The sequence below is a fragment of the Micromonospora sp. NPDC049175 genome (assembly GCF_043197345.1).
Classification (GTDB): Bacteria; Actinomycetota; Actinomycetes; order Mycobacteriales; family Micromonosporaceae; genus Micromonospora.
This window is the reverse complement of sequence record NZ_JBICSY010000007.1, coordinates 240947-263918: the sequence shown is the minus strand read 5'-3', so window position 1 is coordinate 263918 and position 22972 is coordinate 240947. Positions and strand designations below refer to the sequence as shown.

The 22972-nt window shown below is 70.7% G+C and carries 20 protein-coding genes; 10 read left to right on the top strand and 10 right to left on the bottom strand.

The window, feature by feature from the left end; all coding sequences use genetic code 11:
- Positions 1-45 precede the first annotated feature (45 nt).
- Entirely contained in the window at positions 46-1335 is a 1290-nt protein-coding gene (locus tag ACGFH8_RS27170; RefSeq protein WP_393372331.1) for a DUF6350 family protein, read from the top strand.
- Between the two features lie 80 nt (positions 1336-1415).
- Here ACGFH8_RS27170 and ACGFH8_RS27165 read toward each other — a convergent pair whose 3' ends face one another.
- Positions 1416-1991, bottom strand: coding sequence for a DUF4190 domain-containing protein (locus ACGFH8_RS27165; RefSeq protein ID WP_393372329.1), 576 nt, complete (start codon positions 1989-1991; stop codon positions 1416-1418).
- A gap of 289 nt (positions 1992-2280) precedes the next feature.
- On the opposite strand from ACGFH8_RS27165, the gene purN reads away from it, so the two are divergent.
- Together purN and purH are read left to right on the top strand one after the other, a co-directional pair.
- A complete protein-coding gene (gene purN / locus ACGFH8_RS27160) occupies positions 2281-2901 on the top strand; it encodes a phosphoribosylglycinamide formyltransferase (protein ID WP_393372326.1) in 621 nt (206 codons plus the stop codon).
- The gene (gene purH, locus ACGFH8_RS27155) at positions 2898-4469 is read left to right on the top strand and encodes a bifunctional phosphoribosylaminoimidazolecarboxamide formyltransferase/IMP cyclohydrolase (protein ID WP_393372323.1); all 1572 of its coding nucleotides are present in this window, start codon (positions 2898-2900) and stop codon (positions 4467-4469) included. Before purN ends, purH begins: the two co-directional genes overlap by 4 nt.
- Before the next feature lie 117 nt (positions 4470-4586).
- Here the strand turns inward: purH and ACGFH8_RS27150 are convergent, their stop codons facing one another.
- From ACGFH8_RS27150 to ACGFH8_RS27130, 5 genes are all read right to left on the bottom strand, one after another.
- Positions 4587-5624: an ABC transporter ATP-binding protein gene (locus tag ACGFH8_RS27150; protein WP_393372320.1), complete on the bottom strand. Its 1038-nt coding sequence runs from the start codon at positions 5622-5624 to the stop codon at positions 4587-4589.
- On the bottom strand, positions 5605-6645 hold the full coding sequence (locus ACGFH8_RS27145; RefSeq protein ID WP_393372318.1) for an ABC transporter ATP-binding protein: 1041 nt from the start codon (positions 6643-6645) through the stop codon (positions 5605-5607). Before ACGFH8_RS27145 ends, ACGFH8_RS27150 begins: the two co-directional genes overlap by 20 nt.
- A gap of 5 nt (positions 6646-6650) precedes the next feature.
- Positions 6651-7607 (bottom strand): ABC transporter permease, encoded by a 957-nt coding sequence (locus ACGFH8_RS27140; RefSeq protein WP_393372316.1) that lies wholly within the window; start codon positions 7605-7607, stop codon positions 6651-6653.
- Positions 7608-7786: 179 nt separating this feature from the next.
- Positions 7787-8725, bottom strand: a complete 939-nt coding sequence (locus ACGFH8_RS27135) for an ABC transporter permease (protein ID WP_393372313.1) — start codon at positions 8723-8725, stop codon at positions 7787-7789.
- Positions 8726-8920: 195 nt separating this feature from the next.
- Positions 8921-10522, bottom strand: coding sequence for an ABC transporter substrate-binding protein (locus ACGFH8_RS27130; protein ID WP_393372310.1), 1602 nt, complete (start codon positions 10520-10522; stop codon positions 8921-8923).
- A gap of 452 nt (positions 10523-10974) precedes the next feature.
- Between ACGFH8_RS27130 and ACGFH8_RS27125 the strand changes: the two genes are divergently transcribed.
- Entirely contained in the window at positions 10975-11835 is an 861-nt protein-coding gene (locus ACGFH8_RS27125) for a bifunctional methylenetetrahydrofolate dehydrogenase/methenyltetrahydrofolate cyclohydrolase (protein ID WP_238644677.1), read from the top strand.
- A 138-nt stretch (positions 11836-11973) separates the two neighbouring features.
- The gene (locus tag ACGFH8_RS27120; RefSeq protein ID WP_393372307.1) at positions 11974-12924 is read left to right on the top strand and encodes a malate dehydrogenase; all 951 of its coding nucleotides are present in this window, start codon (positions 11974-11976) and stop codon (positions 12922-12924) included.
- A 140-nt stretch (positions 12925-13064) separates the two neighbouring features.
- Here the strand turns inward: ACGFH8_RS27120 and ACGFH8_RS27115 are convergent, their stop codons facing one another.
- Positions 13065-13919, bottom strand: a complete 855-nt coding sequence (locus tag ACGFH8_RS27115) for an MBL fold metallo-hydrolase (protein WP_393372304.1) — start codon at positions 13917-13919, stop codon at positions 13065-13067.
- 136 nt (positions 13920-14055) lie between these two features.
- Between ACGFH8_RS27115 and ACGFH8_RS27110 the strand changes: the two genes are divergently transcribed.
- On the top strand, positions 14056-15273 hold the full coding sequence (locus ACGFH8_RS27110; RefSeq protein WP_393372301.1) for an NADP-dependent isocitrate dehydrogenase: 1218 nt from the start codon (positions 14056-14058) through the stop codon (positions 15271-15273).
- Between the two features lie 301 nt (positions 15274-15574).
- Here ACGFH8_RS27110 and galT read toward each other — a convergent pair whose 3' ends face one another.
- The 3 genes from galT to cysC form a co-directional block, all read right to left on the bottom strand.
- Positions 15575-16651 carry a galactose-1-phosphate uridylyltransferase gene (galT, locus tag ACGFH8_RS27105; protein WP_393372298.1) on the bottom strand — a complete coding sequence of 359 codons (1077 nt, stop codon included), beginning with the start codon at positions 16649-16651 and terminating at the stop codon, positions 15575-15577.
- Entirely contained in the window at positions 16648-17472 is an 825-nt protein-coding gene (locus ACGFH8_RS27100) for a DeoR/GlpR family DNA-binding transcription regulator (protein ID WP_393372295.1), read from the bottom strand. The genes galT and ACGFH8_RS27100 overlap by 4 nt, the downstream gene beginning before the upstream one ends.
- Before the next feature lie 111 nt (positions 17473-17583).
- Positions 17584-19113, bottom strand: coding sequence for an adenylyl-sulfate kinase (cysC, locus tag ACGFH8_RS27095; RefSeq protein WP_393372292.1), 1530 nt, complete (start codon positions 19111-19113; stop codon positions 17584-17586).
- A 395-nt stretch (positions 19114-19508) separates the two neighbouring features.
- Here cysC and ACGFH8_RS27090 point away from each other — a divergent pair, with 395 nt between their 5' ends.
- The 4 genes from ACGFH8_RS27090 to ACGFH8_RS27075 are packed head-to-tail and all read left to right on the top strand — an operon-like array spanning position 19509 to position 22944.
- Positions 19509-20423, top strand: coding sequence for an ABC transporter ATP-binding protein (locus ACGFH8_RS27090; RefSeq protein WP_393372290.1), 915 nt, complete (start codon positions 19509-19511; stop codon positions 20421-20423).
- On the top strand, positions 20416-21321 hold the full coding sequence (locus ACGFH8_RS27085; protein ID WP_393372287.1) for an ABC transporter permease: 906 nt from the start codon (positions 20416-20418) through the stop codon (positions 21319-21321). Before ACGFH8_RS27090 ends, ACGFH8_RS27085 begins: the two co-directional genes overlap by 8 nt.
- On the top strand, positions 21321-22232 hold the full coding sequence (locus ACGFH8_RS27080; RefSeq protein WP_393372285.1) for an ABC transporter ATP-binding protein: 912 nt from the start codon (positions 21321-21323) through the stop codon (positions 22230-22232). The genes ACGFH8_RS27085 and ACGFH8_RS27080 overlap by 1 nt, the downstream gene beginning before the upstream one ends.
- A gap of 1 nt (position 22233) precedes the next feature.
- Positions 22234-22944 carry an ABC transporter permease subunit gene (locus ACGFH8_RS27075; protein ID WP_393372283.1) on the top strand — a complete coding sequence of 237 codons (711 nt, stop codon included), beginning with the start codon at positions 22234-22236 and terminating at the stop codon, positions 22942-22944.
- Positions 22945-22972 lie beyond the last annotated feature (28 nt).

Here is a 22972-nt window from a genome sequence, read left to right as displayed (position 1 = left end):
GTTAACGGACTGCCACCGCCTTCGCGACGTGCCAGAGTAGAGCGGATGTCCCCCGTCACCCCTGACCGTCCCAGCCGTCCCGGCGGTGTGCGCGCCGACGACCGGCCGGTCGGTCGTGCCGCGCCGGCCCGACGGGTGCCCGCGCCCCGCGCGGGCGGGTCGCCACGCGGGCGCGCGCCGTTGCCCGTCGCCGCCGGGGTGGCCGCCTGCGGGGCCGCGCTCACCTCCTACCTGCCGGTCGCCATCGTGCTCGGCCTGGTGCAGCTCGGCGCGGATTCCGGCAGCCTGACCAACACCCTGCGCACCGCGCTGGCCGGCTGGTTGCTCGGGCACGGCGTGCCGCTGCACACCGCGTCCGGCCCGCTCGGGCTCGCTCCTCTGGCGCTGACGGTGCTCGCACTGTGGCGACTGACCCGGGCCGGCGTGCACGTCAGCCGCGCGATCGGTGCCCGCGACACCCGCTCGCCGCGTCGGGCGCTGCTCGCCGCGGGCGCGGTCGGCATCGCGTACGCGCTGCTCGGCGCTCTCGCGGCGGTGCTGGTCGGCGCCGGCGCGACGGACGTGTCGGTGATCCGGGCCGGAGCGACGTTCGCGGTGGTCGGCACGCTCGCCGCGCTCGTCGGCGCGACCCGCGTCACCGCCGTGACCCGGTTGCTCGTCACCCGGCTGCCGGGTCCGGTGCGCGACGGCGTGCGCAGTGGCCTGGTGGCCGGACTCCTGCTGCTCGGCGCGGGTGCCGGCGCGGCTGGCCTGGCGGTGGCCACCGGCGGGGGCGACGCGGCCGACATGATCGGCGCGTACCGGACCGGGGTCGCCGGGCAGGCCGGGATCACGCTGGTCAGCGCCGCGTACGCGCCGAACGCGGCGGTCTGGTCAGCCAGCTACCTGCTCGGGCCGGGCTTCGCGGTCGGCACCGACACCGCGGTCCGCACCAGCGAGGTGTCGGTCGGCGCGTTGCCGGCCGTGCCACTGCTCGCCGGCCTGCCGCGAGGTCCGGTGGACGGTCTCGGCGCTCTCCTGCTCGCGGTGCCGGTGCTGGCCGGGATGGTCGCCGGCTTGTTGCTCGCCCGCCGGGTGGCTCGACTCGCCGGGTCGGAGCGGGCCCCGCAGCGCTGGGCCGAGGTGCTGGTGCCGGCGGCACTGGCCGGGCCGGTGGCCGGAGTGCTGCTCGGCGTGGCCGCCGCGGTGTCCGGCGGGTCGCTCGGCGCCGGTCGGCTGGCGCAGGTCGGGCCGGTGGGCTGGCAGGTCGGGGCGGTGGCGACAGGTGTGATCGCGGTCGGCGCGCTGCTCGGCGCCGCGGCCACCCGAGCGCTCACCCGCACCCCGGCCCAGTAGGAACGGGCCGCGTCTTCGCGGGGTGAACGAGCGCGGGGCGCCCCGGACGAATCCGGAGCGCCCCGTCGACAGCGAGCCGGTCAGGGCTGGCCGGGCAGCGTGACCTGTGCCACGACGGACAGGATGATCAAGATAATGCCGAGCCCGACGCCGACCGCGCCGCAGATCAGGCCGGCCTTGGCCTGCCCGGCGTTGTTGGCCTCCCCGCGGGCGACCTTCTGCCGGGCGAGGTAACCGGTGATCACTGCCGCGATGCCGACCGGGATGCCCAGCGAGAAGCAGCAGAGCAGCGGGATCGACGCGATACCGAGGATCATCGACACCAGGCCGAGGGTGTTGTTCTGCCCCTGCGCCTGCGGGTACCCGGCGTTCGGGTATCCCGGGGCGGCGCCGTACTGGGGCTGCTGCTGGCCGTACGGGTCCTGGTACGCCGGCGGCTGACCATACGGCTGACCCGAGGTGGGCTGGCCGTACGGCTGCCCCGAGGTGGGCTGCTGGCCGTACGGGGCCTGCGGCGCCGCGTACGGATCCTGCTGGCCGTAGGGCTGACCGGAGGTGGGCTGCTGGCCGTACGGGGCGGCTGGCGGCGGCGGGGCGGTCGGGTCCTGGTTGGGCTGCTGGCCGTACGGGTCCTGACCGGGGGTACCGGGCTGCATTCGAAAGCTCCTTGGACTGGTTCCGTCAGTTACTGCTGTGTGTTTCCATCCATGATCGCGGTCAGTCCTCCCGATGCCCAGTGCAGCATCCCGGGGACATTTTCCGCGAAGCGGAGGAAAAGGCCCTTCTCGACCAGTTCCGCGGGTCGGGCCAGTGCCGGGGCGCGGGTCGGTGGGACGTTCGGCCCGAGCGAGCGGCAGCGTACCGGGTCGATGCACGTCGACGCCGGCAAAGATCGGCGCACCGCCCAGCGAAAGGACGTCCTGACCTGCCCGATAGGGTGGCCCGGTGACCGAGCCCGCGCCTGTCGCCCGCATCGTCGTCCTCATCTCCGGCTCCGGAAGCAACCTCCAGTCGTTGCTGGATGCCGCCACCGACCCCGCGTACGGCGCACAGGTCGTCGCGGTCGGCGCGGACCGCGACGGGATCGCGGGCCTGGACCGGGCCGAGGCGGCCGGGGTGCCGACCTTCGTCGAGCGGGTCCGCGACCACGGCACCCGGGAGGACTGGGACGTCGCGCTCACCGCGCACGTCGCGAAGCACCAACCCGACCTGGTCATCTCCGCCGGCTTCCTCAAGCTGGTCGGCCCGCACTTCCTCGCCGCCTTCGGCGACCGCTACCTGAACACCCACAACACCCTGCTGCCGGCGTTCCCCGGCATCCACGGTCCACGGGACGCCCTCGCCTACGGCGTGAAGCTCACCGGGGCCACCCTCTTCTTCGTCGACGCGGGCATGGACACCGGGCCGATCGTCGCGCAGGTCGCGGTGCCGGTGCTCGACGACGACGACGTCGACACGCTCACCGAGCGCATCAAGGAAGCCGAGCGGCGCCAGCTCGTCGAGCAGGTCGGTCGCCTGGTCCGCGAAGGCTGGACCATCACCGGAAGGAAGGTCACGGTTCCGTGAGTCCCACTCAGGACGGGCGCCGCCCGATCAGGCGGGCGCTGGTCAGCGTCTACGACAAGACCGGGCTGGTCGAGCTGGCCCAGGCCCTGCACGCGGCCGGTGTGGAGATCGTGTCCACCGGCAGCACCGCGGGCACCATCGCCGCCGCCGGCGTGCCGGTGACGCCGGTGGAGACGGTGACCGGTTTCCCCGAGGTGCTCGACGGCCGGGTGAAGACCCTGCACCCGAAGGTGCACGCGGGTCTCCTCGCCGACCTGCGCAAGGACACGCACGTGGCGCAGCTCGACGAGCTGGGGGTGGCGGCGTTCGACCTGCTGGTCTCCAACCTCTACCCGTTCCAGGCGACCGTCGCGTCCGGCGCCGGCGTCGAGGAGTGCGTGGAGCAGATCGACATCGGCGGCCCGGCCATGGTGCGGGCCGCCGCAAAGAACCACGCCTCGGTCGCCGTGCTCACCGACCCGGCCGGTTACCCGGCCCTGCTCGGCGCGCTCGACGAGGGCGGCTTCACCCTGGCCCAGCGTCGCGCGCTGGCCGCCCGGGCGTTCGCCGACATCGCCGAGTACGACGTCGCGGTGGCCCAGTGGTGCGCCCAAGAGTTGGCGCCCGCCGACGACTCGTGGCCGCAGTTCGCGGGGCTGACGCTGCGCAAGTCGACAGCGCTGCGCTACGGCGAGAACCCGCACCAGCCCGCCGCGCTCTACACCGACCCGGACGCTCCCGCCGGGCTGGCCCAGGCCGAGCAGCTGCACGGCAAGGAGATGTCGTACAACAACTACGTCGACGCCGACGCCGCCTGGAGGGCCGCGAACGACTTCGCCGACCAGCCGGCGGTAGCGATCATCAAGCACGCCAACCCGTGCGGCATCGCGGTCGGCGCGGACGTGGCCGAGGCGCACCGCCTGGCGCACGCCTGTGACCCGGTGTCGGCGTACGGCGGTGTCATCGCGGTCAACCGGCCGGTCTCGGTCGAGCTGGCCCAGCAGGTCGCCGAGATCTTCACCGAGGTCGTGGTCGCCCCCGGCTTCGACGAGGGCGCGGTCGAGGTGTTGCAGGGCAAGAAGAACATCCGGCTGCTGCGGGCGCCGGCCTGGACGCCCGCCCTCGTGGAGTTGCGGTCGGTGACCGGTGGCGTGCTGGCCCAGGTCGCCGACCGGGTGAACGCCCCCGGCGACGACCCGGCGAGTTGGCGGTTGGCGACCGGCGAGGCCGCCGACGAGGAGCTGCTGCGGGACCTCGCGTTCGCCTGGCGGGCGGTCCGCGCGGTGAAGAGCAACGCGATCCTGCTCGCCAAGGACGGCGCCACGGTCGGCGTCGGCATGGGTCAGGTCAACCGGGTCGACTCGGCGCAGCTCGCGGTCAGCCGCGCCGGCGCCGACCGGGCCCGCGGCTCGGTCGCCGCCTCGGACGCGTTCTTCCCGTTCGCCGACGGCCCGCAGATCCTCATCGACGCCGGCGTCCGCGCCATCGTGCAACCGGGCGGCTCGATCCGCGACGAAGAGGTAATCGAAGCAGCCAAAAAGGCAAACGTAACAATGTACCTAACAGGAACGCGCCACTTCTACCACTAACCCGAACCCCCACCCACCCCACGCCGGGACAGGGTTGATCATGAGGTTGACGGGCGACAAGCCGGACGAAACGGCCCGTCAACCTCATGATCACCCGGGCCGGGGCCGGGGCCGGGGTTAGGCGGGGAGGGTTGGGCGGAGTTCGGCGAAGTGGCAGGCGGACGGGTGGGGGTCCGCTGCTCTCGGGACCGTTTTCGGGTCCTCTACCGCGCAGATGTCCTGGGCCTTCCAGCAGCGGGTGCGGAAGTGGCACCCGCTCGGCGGGTCGGCCGGGCTCGGCACGTCGCCGACCAGCCGGATCATGTTGCGCTGATCGCGGGCCTCCGGGTCCGGCACCGGCACCGCGGAGAGCAGAGCCTGGGTGTACGGGTGGGTGGCTCGCTCGTAGATCTCGTCCTCGGTGCCGATCTCCACGATCCGCCCGAGGTACATCACGGCCACCCGGTCGGCGATGTGCCGCACCACGGACAGGTCGTGGGCGATGAAGATGTACGAGAGCCCCAGCTCGTCCTGGAGCTGCTTCAGCAGGTTGATCACCTGGGCCTGGATGGAGACGTCGAGGGCCGACACCGGCTCGTCGCAGACGATCACCTCGGGCCGCAGGGCGAGCGCGCGGGCGATGCCGATGCGCTGGCGCTGACCGCCGGAGAACTGGTGCGGGTACCTGTTGATGTGCTCCGGGTTGAGCCCGACCAGGTCGAGCAGTTCCTGGACCCGCTTCTGCTTGCTGCCCTTCGGGGCGGCATCCGAGTGGATCTCGAACGGCTCGCCGATGATGTCGCCGACGGTCATCCGCGGGTTCAACGAGGTGTACGGATCCTGCATCACCATCTGCATGTTGCGGCGTACCCGACGCAGCTCGCCCCCGGAGGCCTTGAACAGGTCCCGACCTTCCAGGGTGGCCCGGCCGGAGGTGGGCGTCTCCAACCGCATCAGCAGCCGGGCGAGGGTGGACTTGCCGCACCCGGACTCGCCGACCACGCCCAGCGTCTCGCCCCGACGCAGCTCGAAGCTCACCCCGTCGACGGCCTTGACCGCGCCGATCTGCCGCTGGAACAGGACGCCCTGCGTGATCGGGAAGTGCTTCACCAGGTTGTCGACGGAGAGGATCGCCTCGCCGCGGACCTTCGTGGGGTTAGCGGGCGACGCTGTCATCACGGACCTCCTGCGCGAAGTGGCAAGCGCTGGTCCGGCCGTCGCCGAGGACCAGGTCGTGCGGTACGACGTCCACGCAGACCTGCTGGACGTACGGGCACCGGGGGTGGAAGGGGCAGCCGGACGGGATGCGCATCAGGTTCGGCGGCAACCCCTTGATCGTCGACAGTTCCGCACCGCGGACGTCCAGGCGCGGGATCGACTCCAACAAACCCTTCGTGTACGGGTGGGCGGGCGCCTTGTAGAGCGAGCGGACGTCGGCGTGCTCGACGATCCGGCCGGCGTACATGACCGCGATCCGGTCGGCGACACCGGCGACCACACCCAGGTCGTGGGTGATCAGGATCATCGCCATGTTGCGTTCCCGACGCAGGTCGGCCAGCAGGTCCATGATCTGGGCCTGGACCGTCACGTCGAGCGCGGTGGTGGGCTCGTCGGCGATCAGCACCTTCGGGTCCAGCGCCAACGCCATGGCGATCATGACGCGCTGCCGCATGCCGCCGGAGAACTGGTGCGGGTAGTCGCCGACCCGCTTGGCGGCTCCCGGGATCTTGACCAGGTCCATCAGCTCGATGGCGCGACGTCGGGCGTCGGCCCGGGACATGCCGGCGCGCTGGCGCAGCGTCTCGCCGATCTGCCAGCCGACCGGAAAGACCGGGTTCAGGGCGGAGAGCGCGTCCTGGAAGATCATCGCGATCTCCGTGCCGCGTACCTGCCGGCGCTGCTCCTCGGAGCGGGTGAGCAGGTCCTGACCCTGGTAGAGGATCTGGCCGGAGCGGACGAACGCCGGTGGGGTGTCCAGGATGCCCATGATCGCCTGGGCGGTGACCGACTTGCCCGAGCCGGACTCGCCGAGCACGGCGAGCGTCTCGCCGGCGTCCAGGTGGTAGGACACGCCGTTGATCACCCGGGCTACGCCCTCGTTGGTGCGGAACTCGACGTGCAGGTCCCGCAACTCCAGCAGGTGGCCGCCCTCGGGCGTCGCGGAGGCGGGTGTGGGTTCGACTGTGGAGTGGGTCATCAGAGTCACCGCAGCTTCGGGTCGAAGGCGTCACGGATCGCGTCGCCGAGCATGATGAACGCCAACACGGTCAGCGCGAGGAACGCCGACGGGACGATCAGCGGCGTAGCGGCTTCCCGCATGTGGATGCGGCCGGTGTCGATGTCCTGACCCCACGAGATGGTCGGCGCCTTCAGACCGATGCCCAGGAAGGAGAGCGTCGCCTCGGCCGCGATGAACGAGCCGAGCGCGATGGTCAGCACGACGATGACCGGGGCCAGCGAGTTCGGCAGGATGTGCCGCCACATGATCCGGCTGTTGCCGGCGCCGAGCATCCGGGCCGCCGCGACGTAGTCCTGCTCCTTCGCGGTGATCACCGAGGAGCGGACCACGCGGGCGGCGGTGGTCCAGCCGAGCAGGGCCAGCACGAAGACGACCGCGCCGATCCGAGCCCACTGGCTGTCGCTGGACACCCGCTTGAGCAGCACGATCGCGGCCAGCAGCAGCGGGATGCCGAGCACCACGTCGATCACCCGGGAGAGCACCGCGTCGATCCAGCGGCCGAAGTAGCCGGCCAGCATGCCGATCACCAGCGCGATGATCCCGGTGCCGAGCGCGGCGAGCGCGCCGACCAGCAGCGAGGCGCGGGTGCCGTAAACCGCCCGGGAGTACGTGTCGCAGCCCTGGAAGTCGTACCCGAAGATGGCCCCGCCGGACGGCCCGGCGTGCTGCCGGGAGAGCAGGCAGTCGTTCGGGTTGTTGGCGGTGAACACCCCCGGGAGCAGCGCCATCAGGGTGAAGATGACGACAAGCGCCAGCGAGATCCAGAAGATCGGGTTGCGGCGCAGGTCGCGCCAGGCGTCGCCGGCCAGGCTGCGGGGCTTGTTCGCGGCACCGACCTGGTTGGGTGTGCCCGGCTCGCCCGAGGGGCCACGGCGGGCGGCCTGGTTCTCGCTGGCCGCCACCGTCTCGAAGTCACTCATGCCCGCCCCTCGCTGCGCTCGGTGCCGGCATGAGAGCCCAGGCACGCTGCGCTGATGATTCGTTCGCTGCGCTCACTCATGCCCGCCCCTCGCTGCGCTCGGTGCCGGCATGAGAGCCCAGGCACGCTGCGCTGATGATTCGTTCGCTGCGCTCACTCATGCCTGCACCTTCGCTGCGCTCACTCATAGCGGATCCTCGGGTCGAGTACGGCGTACAGGACATCCACCACCAGGTTCGAGACCAGGTAGACCACGACGAGCACGCTGACGATGCCGACCACCAGGGGGCCGTCCTCGGTGCGGATGCCGCGGAAGAGGTTGAAGCCCACGCCGGGGATGTTGAAGACGCCCTCGGTGATGATCGCGCCGCTCATCAGGTTGCCCAGTTCCACGCCGAGGAAGGTGACCACCGGGATGAGCGAGTTGCGCAGCACGTGGACGACGACGATGCGGCGCTTGACCAGGCCCTTGGACCGGGCGGTCCGGACGTAGTCCGCGCGCAGGTTCTCCGCCACCGAGGCTCGGGTGAGCCGCAGCGCGGTGGCCAGCGACAGCGAGCCGAGCACGATGCCGGGCAGGAGGAGTGCGTAGAACGTCGGGTCGGAGCCGGCGGTGGGTGGGAAGAGCTGCCACCTGACGCCCAGGAAGTACTGCGCCAGCGGCGCCAGCACGATTGTCGGGATGCCCAGCACCAGCAGGGTCAGCACCAGCGTCGAGTTGTCGAAGATGCTGGCCCGGCGGATGCCGGCGAGCACACCGGCGGTGACACCGAAGATGATCGCCACGGCGAGCGCGATGAGCGCGAGCTGGACGGTGACCGGCCAGGCCTGCTGGAGGATGTCGCCGATGTTCCGACCGGTGAGCGACTCGCCCAGGTTGCCCTGGAGCAGGTTCTTCACGTAGTCGAAGTAGCGGTAGAAGAAGCCACCGACGCCCGTCGCGTCCAGGTGGTACCTCTCGGTCAGGTAGGCCCGTTGGGCAGGCGTCACCGGCCGCTCACCGGCGAGCGCCTGGATGGGGTCGCCCTGCCCGGCGAATGTCAGCGCGTAGACGATCAGGGTGGTCCCGAAGAACGCCAGGACCATCTGCAGTAGGCGCCGCAAGATGTAGCGGAACATGCTTAGCAGTCTCTCCGGAAATGTGCGAAAGGGTCGCAGGACGGCATCTCTGGTCGTACCCGAAATATCCGAGACGTGCCGTCCGGCCCGGGGAAGCCGGCACCACCGACGCCGGGTCCGCTGCTGCGACCCGGCCCGGTGGTGCGGTCGGGCCACCCGGGCGTCGTCGCCCGGGTGGCCCGCACCATGGTCAGCTCAGCTGGCCGCTTCGATCTTGACGAGGTTGACCCGCTGGAACAGGTCCATCTGCACGTTCTTGACCTTGGACGAGTGGCCGAACACGTTCTCGCCGAAGCGGAGCGGGATCACCGGCATGTCCTTGGCCAGAAGGTCCTCCGCCTGCTGGTACTTGGCGATCGCCTCGTCCTGCGTCTTGGCGGCGGAACCCTCCTTGACCAGCTTGTCGAACTCCTTGTTGCTGTAGCCGTAGTAGTTCGACGAGCCGTTGGTGCTGTACAGCGGGCCGAGGTAGTCCTCCATGGTCGGGTAGTCCATGACCCAACCCATCCGGAACGCACCCACCGGCTGCTTCTTCTCGACCTTGGTGAGCAGGTCGGCGAACTTCGGCTCGGCCGAACCGACGGCGTCCACACCCAGGTTGGCCTTGAGCTGGTTGACCGTGGCGTCGACCCAGTCCTTGTGCCCGCCATCGCCGTTGTACGAGATGACGATCTTCGACGGGCCGCCGGCGGCCTGGTAGAGCTTCTTGGCCTCGGTCGGGTTGAACTCGCCCGCCTTGCCCGTGGTGTTGTCCCGGTAGCCCGGCAGGACCGGCGAGACGAAGGAGCGTGCCGACGTCTGCGAGCCCTTGAAGACCGACTTGGTGATCTCGTCACGGTCGATCGCCATCGAGATGGCCTTGCGCACGTCCGGGTTGCTGTAGTCCTTGTCGAACGTCGGGAACGCGAGGAACTGGAACGACGACATCGGGCTGGTCTGGTACCTGTCGCCCAGGTCGCTCGGCGCGGTGCTCAGGCTCTCGGTCGGGATCGTCGGCAGCACGTCCAGGTTGTCCGCCTGGACGTCCGCGTAGGCCGCGGTGAGCTGCTGGTAGATCCGGAACTCAATGTCCTTGACCTTGGGCTTCTCGCCCGGGTACGCGTCGAAGCGCTCGACGTCGATCTTGCTGTCGTGCTGCCAGGTGCCCTTCATCTTGAAGGGGCCCTGCCCGATCGGCGCCTGCTCGAAGCCGTCCTTGAGCACGCCCGGGGCCGAGAACGCGGCCTTCGGCAGTGGGAAGAACGCGTTGTAGCCGAGCGTGGTCTTGAAGTCGATGTACGGGTCGGACAGCGTCACGGTGAACGTGGCGTCGTCGACCTTCTTCAGGCCGGACATCTCCTTGGCCTTCGGCGCCTTGCCCTGCAGGTCCGCGTAGCCAGCGATCTTGTCGAAGAAGGCGTTGGCGTCCTGGCCGTTGGGGGCGTACGCGCCGTAGTTCCAGGCGTTGATGTAGTCCTCGGACGTGACCTTCTCACCGTTGTGGAAGGTGAAGCCGTCCTTGAGCTTGATCGTCCAGACCTTGTTGTCGGACGAGGTGATCGACTGCGCGGCGACCTCGTACGGCTTGTTCTGGGCGTCGTAGTCGACGAGCGGGCTGAACAGGCCGGCGAGCACCTGCGACCCGGACGTCTCGGTGGTGTTCGTGGGAACCAGGTGCTTCGGCTCGGCGATCTGAATGCTGACCGCCGACGTGCCGCTGCCGCCGGATCCACCGTCTCCGCCGCTGCCGCAGGCCGCGAGGCCCAGCGTCACCGCGAGCGGGAGGGCGGTCCAGGCGGCGAGTCTACGAACTCGCATTGAGCCTCCTCATCTCCTCACGCTGCGCAGTCAGGCCCGACGCTGGGTTACGCTGCGCAACAAGCGGCAACGGTAGGTCGGCGACCGGCCGTCGGCAACGAGGCGGTTGCGGGTGGGTAACGGTCCGGCACGTGTGGGCTTGTCGAGGGTCACCAGATCTGCTAGCCGAATTCGGCTCAAACGTCGTTCACCTGCAAAAATTCGGCCAACTGAAGCGCCCGATGGGTCGGCCTCGGCCGGTCTGGCGCAGTCTCGGCCGCCCGTCCGGTCCCTGTCGCACTCCGCCGGTCCGTCCGGTTCTACGGTGACCTAATCCACGATCTGTGACTGAGAGTGACTAGCACCACGTAACTCACCGTCACCTGCTGTCGAGGGTGGCCAACCGGTGGCGGGGGCCCGCGCCACCTGAGGTCGTCCGAACGCTCAGGTGGCGGCCGTGAGACGATCTGGTGGTGACGGCGACGCTTCTGGACGGCAAGGCAACCGCGGCGGAGATCAAGGACGAGCTGCGGATACGGGTGAAGGCACTCGCGGAACGCGGCATCATCCCCGGGCTGGGCACGGTCCTGGTCGGGGCGGATCCGGGCAGCCAGGCGTACGTCAACGGCAAGCACCGCGACTGCGCCGAGGTCGGCATCGCCTCGATCCGGCGGGAGCTGCCCGCCGACGCCACCCAGCAGCAGGTCGACGACGTGCTGGCCGAGCTGAACGCCGACCCGGCGTGCCACGGCTACATCGTCCAACTGCCGCTGCCGGCCCACCTCGACACCCAGCGCGTGCTGGAGTTGATCGACCCGGACAAGGACGCCGACGGCCTGCACCCGGTCAACCTGGGCCGCCTCGTGCTCGGCTACGACGGCCCGCTGCCCTGCACCCCGCGCGGCATCGTCGAGTTGCTCCGCCGGCACGACGTGGCCCTGCGCGGCGCCACCGTGGCCGTGGTCGGTCGGGGCAACACCGTCGGTCGGCCGCTCGGTCTGCTGCTCACCCGCCGCAGCGAGAACGCCACCGTCACCCTCTGCCACACCGGCACCCTCGACCTCGCCTCGCACACCCGGGCAGCCGACATCGTCATCGTCGCTGCCGGCGTACCGGGTCTGCTCACCGCCGACATGATCAACCCGGGCGCGGTCGTGGTCGACGTCGGCATCACGCGAGTGATCGGCGCGGACGGCAAGGGCCGCTACACCGGTGACGTGGACCCGGAGGTGGCCGAGACCGCCGGCGCGTTGGTCCCCATGCCGGGCGGCGTGGGTCCGATGACCCGGGCCATGCTGCTCACGAACGTCGTGGAGCGTGCGGAGCGCGGCTGACCCACTCCTCGGCGGCCCAAACCCGGACGGTGGTGACGTTCGCCCCATCCCGGCGATGGCCGCCGCCCCTGGCCCGATCGGTGCCAGGATGACTGATACGGTCCGGAAAACCGACTGGTATCAGGGAGTGGGACGACCATGGGTAAGAAGGTCACTGTCGTCGGGGCTGGCTTCTACGGCTCCACCACCGCACAGCGCCTGGCCGAGTACGACGTCTTCGACACCGTAGTGATCACCGACATCGTGGAGGGCAAGCCCGCGGGTCTCGCGCTCGACCTCAACCAGTCCCGGGCCATCGAGGGCTTCGAGACCAAGGTGGTCGGCGTGACCACCGGCCCCAACGGTGAGGGCTACGAGCAGATCGAGGGCTCCGACGTCGTCGTGATCACCGCTGGTCTGCCCCGCAAGCCCGGCATGAGCCGGATGGATCTGCTGGAGACCAACGCCAAGATCGTCCGCCAGGTCGCCGAGAACGTCGCCAAGTACGCGCCGAGCGCCGTCGTCATCGTGGTCTCCAACCCGCTCGACGAGATGACCGCGCTGGCGCAGCTCGCCACCCAGTTCCCCAAGAACCGGGTGCTCGGCCAGGCCGGCATGCTCGACACCGCCCGGTTCAGCAACTTCGTCGCCGAGGCACTGAACGTGCCGGTCGCGTCGGTACGCACCCTGACCCTGGGCTCGCACGGCGACACGATGGTCCCGGTCCCGTCGAAGAGCACCGTCAACGGCAAGCCGCTGCGTGACGCGATGCCGGCCGAGCAGATCGAGGAACTGGTCGTCAAGACCCGCAACGGTGGCGCCGAGGTGGTCGCGCTGCTCAAGACCGGTTCGGCGTACTACGCCCCGTCCGCCGCCGCCGCCCGGATGGCGAAGGCCGTGGCGGAGGACTCCGGCGAGGTCATGCCGGTCTGCGCCTGGGTCGACGGCGAGTACGGCATCTCCGGTGTCTACCTCGGTGTCGAGGCCGAGATCGGCGCCGAGGGCGTCAAGCGGGTCGTCGAGACCGACCTGGACGCCGACGAGCGCGCCAGCCTCCTGGAGGCCGCCGAGGCCGTCCGCGCCAAGCAGGGCGACATCTCCAGCATGTAGTACCCCGAAACACCGCTCCACCGAAGGGCGCGTCGGCAAAGCCGACGCGCCCTTCCCCGTCCCCCCACCCCCGCCCAAACCGGCGTTGATCATGAGGTTATTGCCAGTTTCGTCGGCGAGTCGAGGCAATAACCTCATGATCAACGCGGGAACGGGTGGGACTGGGGGGCCGGGTGGGGCGGGGTGGGGGGCGGGGGTGGGGTGGGGGTGAAGGGGGTGGTCAGGTGGGGGGTGGCCAGGAGGGTGGGGGAGTGGGTGTCCAGGGTTGATCGTCGGGAGTGGCGGGCTTGTTCCGGGTCCTCCTCGTGGGCGTACGCCAGGTCGGGATCGACCAGTTGCACCATGTGCACCAGCAGGTCGCCGGTGACCAGCACGCGTTCCTCGGTCGAGGTCACCAGCACCGACTGGTGGCCGGGCGTGTGGCCGGGGGTGGGCAGCAGACGTACCGCCGGGGTGAGGGTGGTCTCGCCGTCGACCACCCGGAGTTGGCCGGCGGCGCGCAACGGCGCGACCAGGCCGGCCGGCAGTGCCGGATTGAGGGTCTCCGCCGCGTCGAGTTCGGCGCGCTGCAGCAGGTAGCTCGCGTTCGGGAAGTACGGCCGGCCCGGCGTGCCGGTCACGGCCCAGCCGATGTGGTCGGTGTGCAGGTGGGTGAGCACGACGGTGTCGACGTCCGCGGGGTCGATGCCGGCGGCGGCCAGTTCGGCGGGCAGCCGTCCCGGTACGGGTGCCCAGCTCGCGGCAAGTGAGTCGGCCGGGCCGATGCCGGCGTCGACAAGTGTGACCGGCCCGTCCCCGGATCGGATCGCGAAGCTGCGAAACGGCAGCCACCACCGCCCGTCGGCGGTCACCGCGCCCGGGTCGCGGCGGTCGGCCTCCCGCCAGTGGGCCGCCGTGGCGTGCGGAAACGCCTCGCTGCGAGGTTGGAAGAAAGCTCCCTCGGAGTCGGTGAGCGCGGTGACCGTGATAGACCCGAGGGTGCGGCTCAGTGGCATCGGGCGATGGTGTCAGGGAATTCTGTGCCGTGCAGTCCGCTTCCGTCGGCCGACCGAGGCCGGGTGGGGGCTGCCGGTCCAATTGCAGTACGCTCGTACTGCTTGAGCACGTGTCCCCCGAGAGGAGCGCCGGCCGATGGCGAAGATCAAGGTAAACAACCCGGTCGTGGAGCTCGACGGCGACGAGATGACCCGGATCATCTGGAAGCAGATCCGGGAGCAGCTGATCCTGCCCTACCTCGACGTCGACCTGCACTACTACGACCTGTCGATCCAGCACCGCGACGAGACCGACGACCAGGTCACCGTTGACGCCGCCAACGCCATCAAGGAGCACGGCGTCGGCGTCAAGTGCGCGACCATCACCCCGGACGAGGCCCGGGTGGAGGAGTTCGGCCTGAAGAAGATGTGGCGGTCGCCCAACGGCACGATCCGCAACATCCTCGGCGGCGTCGTCTTCCGCGAGCCGATCATCATGTCCAACGTGCCGCGGCTGGTCCCCGGCTGGACCAAGCCGATCATCATCGGCCGGCACGCCCACGGTGACCAGTACAAGGCCACCGACTTCGTCGTCCCCGGCCCGGGCACGGTGACCATCACCTACACCCCGGCCGACGGCGGCGCCCCGATGGAGATGGAGGTCGCCAACTTCCCCGGCGGCGGCATCGCCATGGGCATGTACAACTACGACGAGTCGATCCGGGACTTCGCCCGGGCCTCGTTCCGGTACGGGCTGGACCGCAACTACCCGGTCTACCTGTCCACCAAGAACACCATCCTCAAGGCGTACGACGGCCGGTTCAAGGACATCTTCGCCGAGGTGTTCGAGACCGAGTTCAAGGACGAGTTCGCCGCCGCCGGCATCACCTACGAGCACCGGCTCATCGACGACATGGTCGCCGCCGCGCTGAAGTGGGAGGGCGGCTACGTCTGGGCCTGCAAGAACTACGACGGTGACGTGCAGTCCGACACCGTCGCGCAGGGCTTCGGCTCGCTGGGTCTGATGACCTCCGTCCTGCTCTCCCCGGACGGCCGGACCGTCGAGGCCGAGGCCGCGCACGGCACCGTCACCCGGCACTACCGGCAGTGGCAGAAGGGTGAGAAGACGTCGACGAACCCGATCGCGTCCATCTACGCCTGGACGCGGGGTCTGGCCCACCGGGGCAAGCTGGACGGCACCCCGGCGGTCACCGAGTTCGCCAACACGCTGGAGCAGGTCATCGTCGACACCGTCGAGGGCGGCCAGATGACCAAGGACCTCTCGCTGCTCATCTCGCGGGACGCCCCGTGGCTGACCACCGACGAGTTCATGAACGCGCTCGACGAGAACCTGGCTCGCAAGATCGCCGCCTGATCCAGGCGTACCGCGTCATCGGAGCCCGCCGGCACCAGCCGGCGGGCTTCGGCGTGTCCGGCGCGGACGCGCCGGTTGGCGTCACCGCCGTCGGCGCGCCTCGTTGACCAGGATGGACGAGATGCCAGTCGCGTCCGAGGAAGGTTGACCACGGTCGACCCGCGGCACCCGTGCGCCGATCAGCCAGCCTTCCCGGCTGTGCCGTGCACAGCCAGCCGTCCCTTCCCTGCGGGGGGCCCTGTCCCGGGCCCCCCGCGCCCTGTTTCCCGCCAAGCTCAGGCCACGCGCACAGCGGGGCTGCTCAGGCGGCGCGCAAAAGGTCGGCGGCCCGCTCGGGCGAGATGTCGTTGATGAAGACACCCATCCCGGACTCGGAGCCGGCCAGATACTTCAGCTTGTCCTTGGCCCGCCGGATGCTGAACAGCTGTAGGTGCAGGTGGCCCAACTCGCGGTCGATCCGCACCGGCGCCTGGTGCCAGGCCGAGATGTACGGCATCGGCATGTCGAACAGGCCGTCGAAGCGGCGCAGCAGATCCAGGTAGAGCGGCCCGAAAGCATCCCGCTCACTGTCGCTGAGCGCCGGAATGTCGGGTAGCACCCGGTGCGGCGCGACGTGCACCTCGAACGGCCAGCGGGCGGCCGCCGGGACGAACGCCGTCCAGTGTTCGTTCTCCGCGACCACCCGGTCGCCGGTCGCGCGCTCGGCGGCCAGCACGTCCGCGTACAGGTTGCCCCCGCCGGTCCGCTCCGCGTGCCGGCGTGCCGCGGCCAGCAGCGCGCGGGTGCGCGGCGTCACGAAGGGGTACGCGTAGATCTGCCCGTGCGGGTGGTGCAGCGTGACACCGATCTCGACGCCCCGGTTCTCGAAGCAGAAGATCTGCTCCACGCCGGGCAGTTCGCCGAGCACCTCGGTGCGGTCGGCGAGGGCGTCCAGGACGGTGCGGACCCGGCTCGGCGGCAGGCTGGCGAAGGAGGCGTTGTGGTCCGAGGTGAAGCAGACCACCTCGCATCGGCCGACTCCCGGTCGAACAGGCGTGAACGGGGTGATCTCCCCGGGCTCCTCGGCGACCCGGCCACTGAGCGACGGGAACCGGTTCTCGAAGACCACCACGTCGTAGTCGGGCGCGGGGACCTCGGTCAGTCGGTCACCCACCGACGGGTCGAGCGGGCACTCGTTCGCCGGTGGGAGGAAGGTGCGGGTCTGCCGATGCACGGCCACCGCCACCCACTCGTCGGTGAGCGGGTCGTAGCGCAGTTGGGACGCGGGGGGCGGCGGCGGCAGGTCGCGGCGGTCTGGCTGGTCGCGGACCGCGTCGTCGCGCTCGTCGAAGTAAATCAGTTCCCGGCCGTCGGCCAGGTCGATCGCGGTGCGTTTCACTGCGCCGCCCCCTCACTCGTCGGCGTGCGCGTCGCGCGGCCCGCCCCTGTCGCTTCTACCATGATCAATTCGCCCACTCGTTCGTCGAGTACCCGTCGTGCGGCCGCTGGCAACCGGTCGTCGCTGACCAGTACGTGTGCTGCCGCCAGCTCGACGATCGAGGAGATGCCCACCGTGCCCCACTTGGTGTGGTCGGCCAACACCACCAGGCGGTCCGCCGCGGCCACGAGCGCCCGGTCGGTCTCCGCCTCCATGAGGTTCGGGGTGGTGAAGCCGGCCCGCTCGGTGATGCCGTGCACGCCCAGGAAGAGCAGATCCAGGTGCAGTGTCCGGATGGCCCCGACCGCGAGCGGGCCGACAAGCGCGTCCGACGGCGTGCGTTCACCCCCGGTGAGCACCACCGTCTGGTCCGGCCGGCCACCGGCGTGCAGGATCTCGGCCACCGGCAGCGAGTTGGTCACCACGGTCAGGCCGGGCACGTCCACGAGCTTGCGGGCCAGTTCGGCGGTGGTGGTGCCGGCGGAGAGCGCGACCGCCGCGCCCGGCCGGACCAGTTGGGCCGCCCGATCCGCGATGGCGGCCTTCTCCGCCAGTTGGCGGACCGACTTGGCGTGGAAGCCCGGCTCGTCGGTCGAACTCGGCCCGGCTGCCGTGGCGCCGCCGTGCACCTTGGCCAGCAGGCCACGTTCGTGCAGCGTCTCCAGGTCACGGCGGATCGTCATGTCGGAGACGCCGAACTCGCCCGCCAGCTCACTCACCCGGACACCGCCGGTGGACCGGACCCGCTCCAGGATGGCCGCCTGCCGCTGCTGAGCGAGCATTCGCCGTGCCTCCCGGTGGTCCCCGTACTCTCACGCGGTCAAACGTGTTCCAACAAAGACGAACACTAGCGCGGAGCCGACGGTGGCCGGACGGCGGATGCGGAAAACGCCTCAGGCAGAAGCGATCTTCAACTCCACCCAACCCGTCTCGGTGAGCTGGTGCAGCAGGGCCTGAACCGCGTCCGCCACGCTGAGATCGGTCGTGTCCAGCACCAGGTCGGCGTCGCTCGGCTCCTCGTACGGATCGTCGATGCCTGTCATCCCGGTGAGCAGGCCGGCCCGCGCTCGCGCGTACAGGCCCTTGCGGTCCCGGCGCTCACACACCTCGAGCGGAGTGGCGACGTGCACCAGCACGAAACCCGCCCCCGCCGCCATGGCCATCTCGCGGGCGGTGGCACGGGCCGCCGCGTACGGGGCGATCGGGCAACAGATGCCCACCCCCCGGTGCCGGGCGATCTCGGCGGCCACCCACCCGATCCGCCGGACGTTCATGTCCCGGTCGGCCTTGCTGAAGCCCAACCCGGCGGAGAGCTCCCGGCGCACCACGTCCCCGTCGAGCAGGGTCACCGTGCGGTCGCCGCCCTCCCGCAACGCGTCCGCCAGCCCACGGGCGATCGTCGACTTGCCGGAGCCGGAGAGGCCGGTCAGGAAGACCACGAGCCCCCGGTGCCGACGCGGTGGCCGGGCCCGGGCCAGCTCCCTCGCCACGGCCGGCGGGGTGTGCCACTCCGGCAGGGGGAAGCCGCGATCCAGCAGGTCGTCGATCTCCTGCTGGGTCAGCGCGAGCCGGCGGTTACGGGGTGGGATGTCCTCCCGCCAGCGCCACTGCCCGTCCCTGTTGTCGTAGGCCAGCTCGCGCGGCACCAGCACCCGCAACCCGGCGCCGGAGAGCATCTCTCCGGTGGAGAGCAGGTGGGTGACCCCGTACGCGGCGGAGACCCGGGCACGCAGCAGCGCGTCGCTGATCTCCTCGCGGCGATGCGACAGCGGCACCGCGATCACGGTCGCGGGCGGCATCCGGTCCCGGGCGGCGAAGATGATGCGTACCAGCGCCTCCGGCGGAAGCCCACCGACGCCACCCTCACCGACCGGGATCATCACGAGCAGGTGCGCGGCCAGGGTGCGGGCGGCGTGGGCGATCTGAGCGAGCTGGGGACGGTGCAGGGGCCGGTCGGCGATCACACCGAGCACCCGGCCCGGAGGCAGCAGCGCGCGGACCTCCTCGGGGCTGCGGCGCAGTCGCTGGAACGGGCCGTGGCCGCCGTCGCCCAAGCGCCGGACCTGGCCGCCAACCCCGGCCACACCGTCGCGGACCGGCCAGACGTCCGCCACGTCCAGGGCGGCCACCGGCGCGCCCTCGCCGTCGGTCAGCACCAGCGCCCGACGGGCCGGGTCACGCGGATCGAAGCCCTGGGCCAGCGCGGCCGGCACCTGGAGGGTCACCGCGACCTGCCAGGGAGTGCCGTCGGCCAGTTGGCCGCGCCGGCTGACCGACACCAGGTCGGCACGGGTCATGAAACCGATCAGGGGGGCGTACGCGCCGATCAGCAGCAGCTCCAGATCAGCGAGCTCACCGGGACGCGGCGTGTACGCCGGTGCGTCTTGCAGCACCTCGTCGGGCAGCACCCAGCCGTTGCTCATCCACACCCCCCACTCGCTGACCGGCACACAGTTTCGCAGCCGACCGCCGATCGGTCGAGGCCGCCACTCCACGACCCGGTCGGGCGGATCGGCGGCGGATTCCCCGGCCGTCGCCGACCGCAGCCGACTGCACCCCGGACCGGTTGTGGTCGGCGTGGAGGACGGGCTCGCTCGACATCCAGGTGACGCGGGCACGACTCCCGACGGGCCGGGAGATGAATGGTGTCACCCCGGATCGGTGTTTCCCGAGGCGGGGTCGCGCCGGACACGCTACCGGCGGCAACGGTTCCACCACCCTCGGCAGGAGACCTTAAGGGTCGCTCGGGGCAAGGATCAGGGAAGCGCCGGGGGCGCGCCGGTGCCCGTGGTGGGCGTCGACTCCCTACGCTGGCAGCGTGACACTGATCGCGACCCAGTCGCTCACCAAGACGTACGGAGGTCGGGTCACCGCGTTGGCCGACCTCACCGTCGCCGTCGAGCCCGGGATCATCGGCCTGGTGGGCGCGAACGGCGCCGGAAAATCCACGTTGATCAAGATTCTGCTCGGCCTGATCGCACCTACCAGCGGTCAGGTCTCGGTGCTCGGCATCGACCCGTCGGCCGACCCGGCGGCGGTCCGTGCCCGCGTCGGCTACATGCCCGAGCACGACTGCCTCCCACCCGACCTGTCCGCCGCCGAGCTGGTCACCCACCTCGGCCGGATCAGCGGCCTGCCCCGCACCGCCGCCCGCGAGCGAGCCTCGGAGGCCCTGCGGCACGTGGGGCTCTACGAGGAGCGCTACCGCCCGGTGGGCGGCTACTCCACAGGCATGAAGCAGCGCGTCAAGCTGGCCCAGGCGCTGGTGCACGACCCCGACCTGCTGCTGCTGGACGAGCCGACAAACGGCCTGGACCCGGCCGGCCGCGACGCCATGCTGGCGCTCGTGCACCGGATCGGCACCGAGTTCGGCATCTCCGTGCTCGTCTGCTCGCACCTGCTCGGCGAGGTCGAGCGGATCTGCGACACGCTGATCGCCATCGACGGCGGCAAACTGCTGCGCGCCGACCACATCTCCGCGATGACCACGGCCACCGACGTGCTCGCCGTCGAGGTCAGCGAGGGCACCGAGGAGCTCGCCGCCCGGCTCGCCGAGCTGAAGCTGCCGGTCGCGCGGGACGGGCGACTGCTGCTCGTGCCACTCGCCGACGACGGCACCTACGACCTGATCCTCGGCGCGGTCGCCGAACTGGACCTGCCACTGCACCGACTGGACCAGCGCCGGCACCGGGTGGCCGAACTCTTCGCCACGAGGGAGCTCTCCCATGCCTGAGCCGACCGCAGCCGCCGTGCGCCAGGCGCCGACAGGCGTCATCCACGACATCGGCTACCAGCGCTACGAGGGCCCGAGGCTGGGCCGCCGCCAGGTCTTCGGCGCCCTCTACGGGCACGGGCTGCGTACCGCCTTCGGGTTCGGGCGCAGCGCCAAGGCCAAGATCTTCCCGTGGCTCGTGGTCGGCATCGTCTCCCTGGTCGCGGTGGCCCTCGCGGCCATCCGCAGCCAGATCGGCGAGCCGGTCGCCACGTACGCCCAGTTCGCCGACGCGATGAGCTGGCTCGTCATCTTCTTCGTCGCGGTGGTCGCTCCGGAGCTGGTCTCCCGGGACCTGCGCAGCGGCGTCCTGCCACTGTATTTCTCCCGACCGCTGCCCCGCAGCGACTACGCGCTGGCCAAGCTGCTGGCGCTGGTCACCGCCCTCTGGCTGCTGCTCGGCGGACCGCAGTTGCTGATGTTCCTGGGTGCTGCCTTCACCACCAAGCAGGGCATGCGCGGGGTCTGGAACGAGCTGCTCGACCTGCTGCCCGGGCTGCTGTACGCCGGGCTGTGGGCGGTGGTCTTCGCCTCGGTCGGGTTGCTGGTCGCCTCGCTGACCGGCAAGCGCGCCTTCGCCGCCGGTGGGGTGGTCGCGGTCTTCCTGATGACCACCCCGATCGTCGGGGTGCTGAGCATCCTGCCGTCGCGCGCCGCCAACGAGCTGGCCGGGCTCGCCTCCCCCTCCACGCTGGTGCAGGGGGTGGGCATCTGGTCGCTTGGTGACCTGCTGGTCGAGGGCGATCCGGGCGAGATGATGATCGGCGGCTTCGGCCCGGTCTACGCCCTGGCCGCGGTGCTGTTGGTCGCCGGTGCGACCGCCCTCCTGCTGGTCCGCTACCGGAAGGTCGCCTCCTGATGAGCACGCTGAGCCTGACCGGGGTGTCCCGGTGGTACGGCAACGTGGTCGCCGTCAACGACATCAGCATGGCCCTGGGGCCGGGCGTGACCGGGCTGCTCGGCCCGAACGGCGCCGGCAAGACCACCCTGCTGCACATGATGGCCGGGTTCCTCGCCCCGTCGCGCGGCACGGTCACCCTCGACGACCAGCCGACCTGGCGAAACCCCGACGTCTACCGACGGTTGGGGCTGGTCAGTGAACGGGAGGCGGTGCAGGGCTTCCTCACCGCGTACGAGTTCGTGCTGGCCAGCGCCAAGCTGCACCGGCTGGCCGATCCGGCGGAGGCCGCCCGGCGGGCCATCGACCTGGTCGAGCTGGAGTCGGCGCAGAGCCGCCGGATCGGCACGTACTCCAAGGGCATGCGGCAGCGGGCCCGGGTGGCCGCCGCGTTGGTGCACGACCCGCAGGTGCTGCTCCTCGACGAGCCGTTCAACGGGATGGACCCGCGCCAGCGGCTGCACATGATGCAACTGCTGCACAGCCTGGGCGACGCCGGCCGGACCATCCTGTTCAGCTCGCACATCCTGGAGGAGGTCGAGCAGGTCTCCGGGACGGTGCAGGTGATGGTGGCCGGGCGGTTGGCGGCCTCCGGCGACTTCCGGACCATCCGCCGGTTGATGACCAACCGCCCACACGTGTTCGCGGTGCGGTCGACGGACGACCGGGCGCTTGCCGTCGCGCTGATCGCCGAGCCGTCCGTCAGCGGTGTCGAGCTGGACCCCACCGGCCTGACCGTGCGGGCCGGTGACTACGGCGCCTTCACCCGGGCACTGCCCCGGATCGCGCTCAAGCACGGCATCCGGGTGCGCCAACTGGTGCCGTCCGACGAGTCTCTGGAGAGCGTCTTCTCCTACCTGGTGGAGGCCTGACATGTCGACAATTACCTGGATCACCGCGCGCGGGCTGTTCGGCCGGCGTCGGTTCCTGCTGCTGCTTCCGCTGCCACTGGTGCTGCTCGGGTTGGCCGTGCTCTGCCGGTCGCTGGGGGTGGACCCGGGCGAGTGGGGGCCGCCGGTGCTCGTCGGCCTGGGGCTGGCCGTGGTGCTGCCGGTGGTTGCGCTGATCATCGGCACCGGCGTGTTGGGCGCCGAGATCGACGACGGCACCGTCGTGCACATCCTGACCAAGCCGCTGCCGCGCTGGCAGATCGTGCTGCCGAAGCTCGCGGTGGCCGCCGGGGTCAGCGCGGCTACCGTCGCGCTGCCGCTCTACGTCGCGGGCGTGCTCGCCGACTCGGTACGCCTCGGACTGGCGTTGGCCGTCGCGGCGGCGCTCGGCGCGCTGGCGTACTCGGCGTTGTTCCTCGCCCTCAGCCTGGTCACCAGGCGGCCGGTGCTGCTCGGCCTGGTCTACGTGCTGATCTGGGAGGGGCTGCTGGGCAACTTCGTCAGCGGCACCAAGGTGCTCTCCATCCAGCAGTACGTGATCGCCCTCGCCGACCGGATCGCCCCGACCGGGCTGTTGGAGACCACCGTGTCGGTGCCGGTGGCCTCGGTGATGACCGCGCTGGTAAGCGTCGGCTTCACCGTGCTGGCCATCGATCGCCTGCGTTCGTTCAGCGTGGCCGGCGAGACGAGCTGAGAGCGGTACGAGGGGGTGTTCCGGCCAG

Excerpts from the sequence above, each read along its gene's own strand:
- ACGFH8_RS27135 (WP_393372313.1), bottom strand. The coding sequence starts at position 8,725 with ATGTTCCGCTACATCTTGCGGCGCCTACTGCAGATGGTCCTGGCGTTC.
- ACGFH8_RS27110 (WP_393372301.1), top strand. The coding sequence starts at position 14,056 with ATGGCGAAGATCAAGGTAAACAACCCGGTCGTGGAGCTCGACGGCGAC.
- ACGFH8_RS27145 (WP_393372318.1), bottom strand. The coding sequence starts at position 6,645 with ATGACCCACTCCACAGTCGAACCCACACCCGCCTCCGCGACGCCCGAG.
- ACGFH8_RS27165 (WP_393372329.1), bottom strand. The coding sequence starts at position 1,991 with ATGCAGCCCGGTACCCCCGGTCAGGACCCGTACGGCCAGCAGCCCAAC.
- ACGFH8_RS27085 (WP_393372287.1), top strand. The coding sequence starts at position 20,416 with ATGCCTGAGCCGACCGCAGCCGCCGTGCGCCAGGCGCCGACAGGCGTC.
- ACGFH8_RS27150 (WP_393372320.1), bottom strand. The coding sequence starts at position 5,624 with ATGACAGCGTCGCCCGCTAACCCCACGAAGGTCCGCGGCGAGGCGATC.
- ACGFH8_RS27115 (WP_393372304.1), bottom strand. The coding sequence starts at position 13,919 with ATGCCACTGAGCCGCACCCTCGGGTCTATCACGGTCACCGCGCTCACC.
- ACGFH8_RS27100 (WP_393372295.1), bottom strand. The coding sequence starts at position 17,472 with ATGCTCGCTCAGCAGCGGCAGGCGGCCATCCTGGAGCGGGTCCGGTCC.
- ACGFH8_RS27170 (WP_393372331.1), top strand. The coding sequence starts at position 46 with ATGTCCCCCGTCACCCCTGACCGTCCCAGCCGTCCCGGCGGTGTGCGC.
- ACGFH8_RS27080 (WP_393372285.1), top strand. The coding sequence starts at position 21,321 with ATGAGCACGCTGAGCCTGACCGGGGTGTCCCGGTGGTACGGCAACGTG.
- ACGFH8_RS27075 (WP_393372283.1), top strand. The coding sequence starts at position 22,234 with ATGTCGACAATTACCTGGATCACCGCGCGCGGGCTGTTCGGCCGGCGT.
- ACGFH8_RS27140 (WP_393372316.1), bottom strand. The coding sequence starts at position 7,607 with ATGAGTGACTTCGAGACGGTGGCGGCCAGCGAGAACCAGGCCGCCCGC.
- ACGFH8_RS27120 (WP_393372307.1), top strand. The coding sequence starts at position 11,974 with ATGGGTAAGAAGGTCACTGTCGTCGGGGCTGGCTTCTACGGCTCCACC.
- ACGFH8_RS27130 (WP_393372310.1), bottom strand. The coding sequence starts at position 10,522 with ATGCGAGTTCGTAGACTCGCCGCCTGGACCGCCCTCCCGCTCGCGGTG.
- cysC (WP_393372292.1), bottom strand. The coding sequence starts at position 19,113 with ATGAGCAACGGCTGGGTGCTGCCCGACGAGGTGCTGCAAGACGCACCG.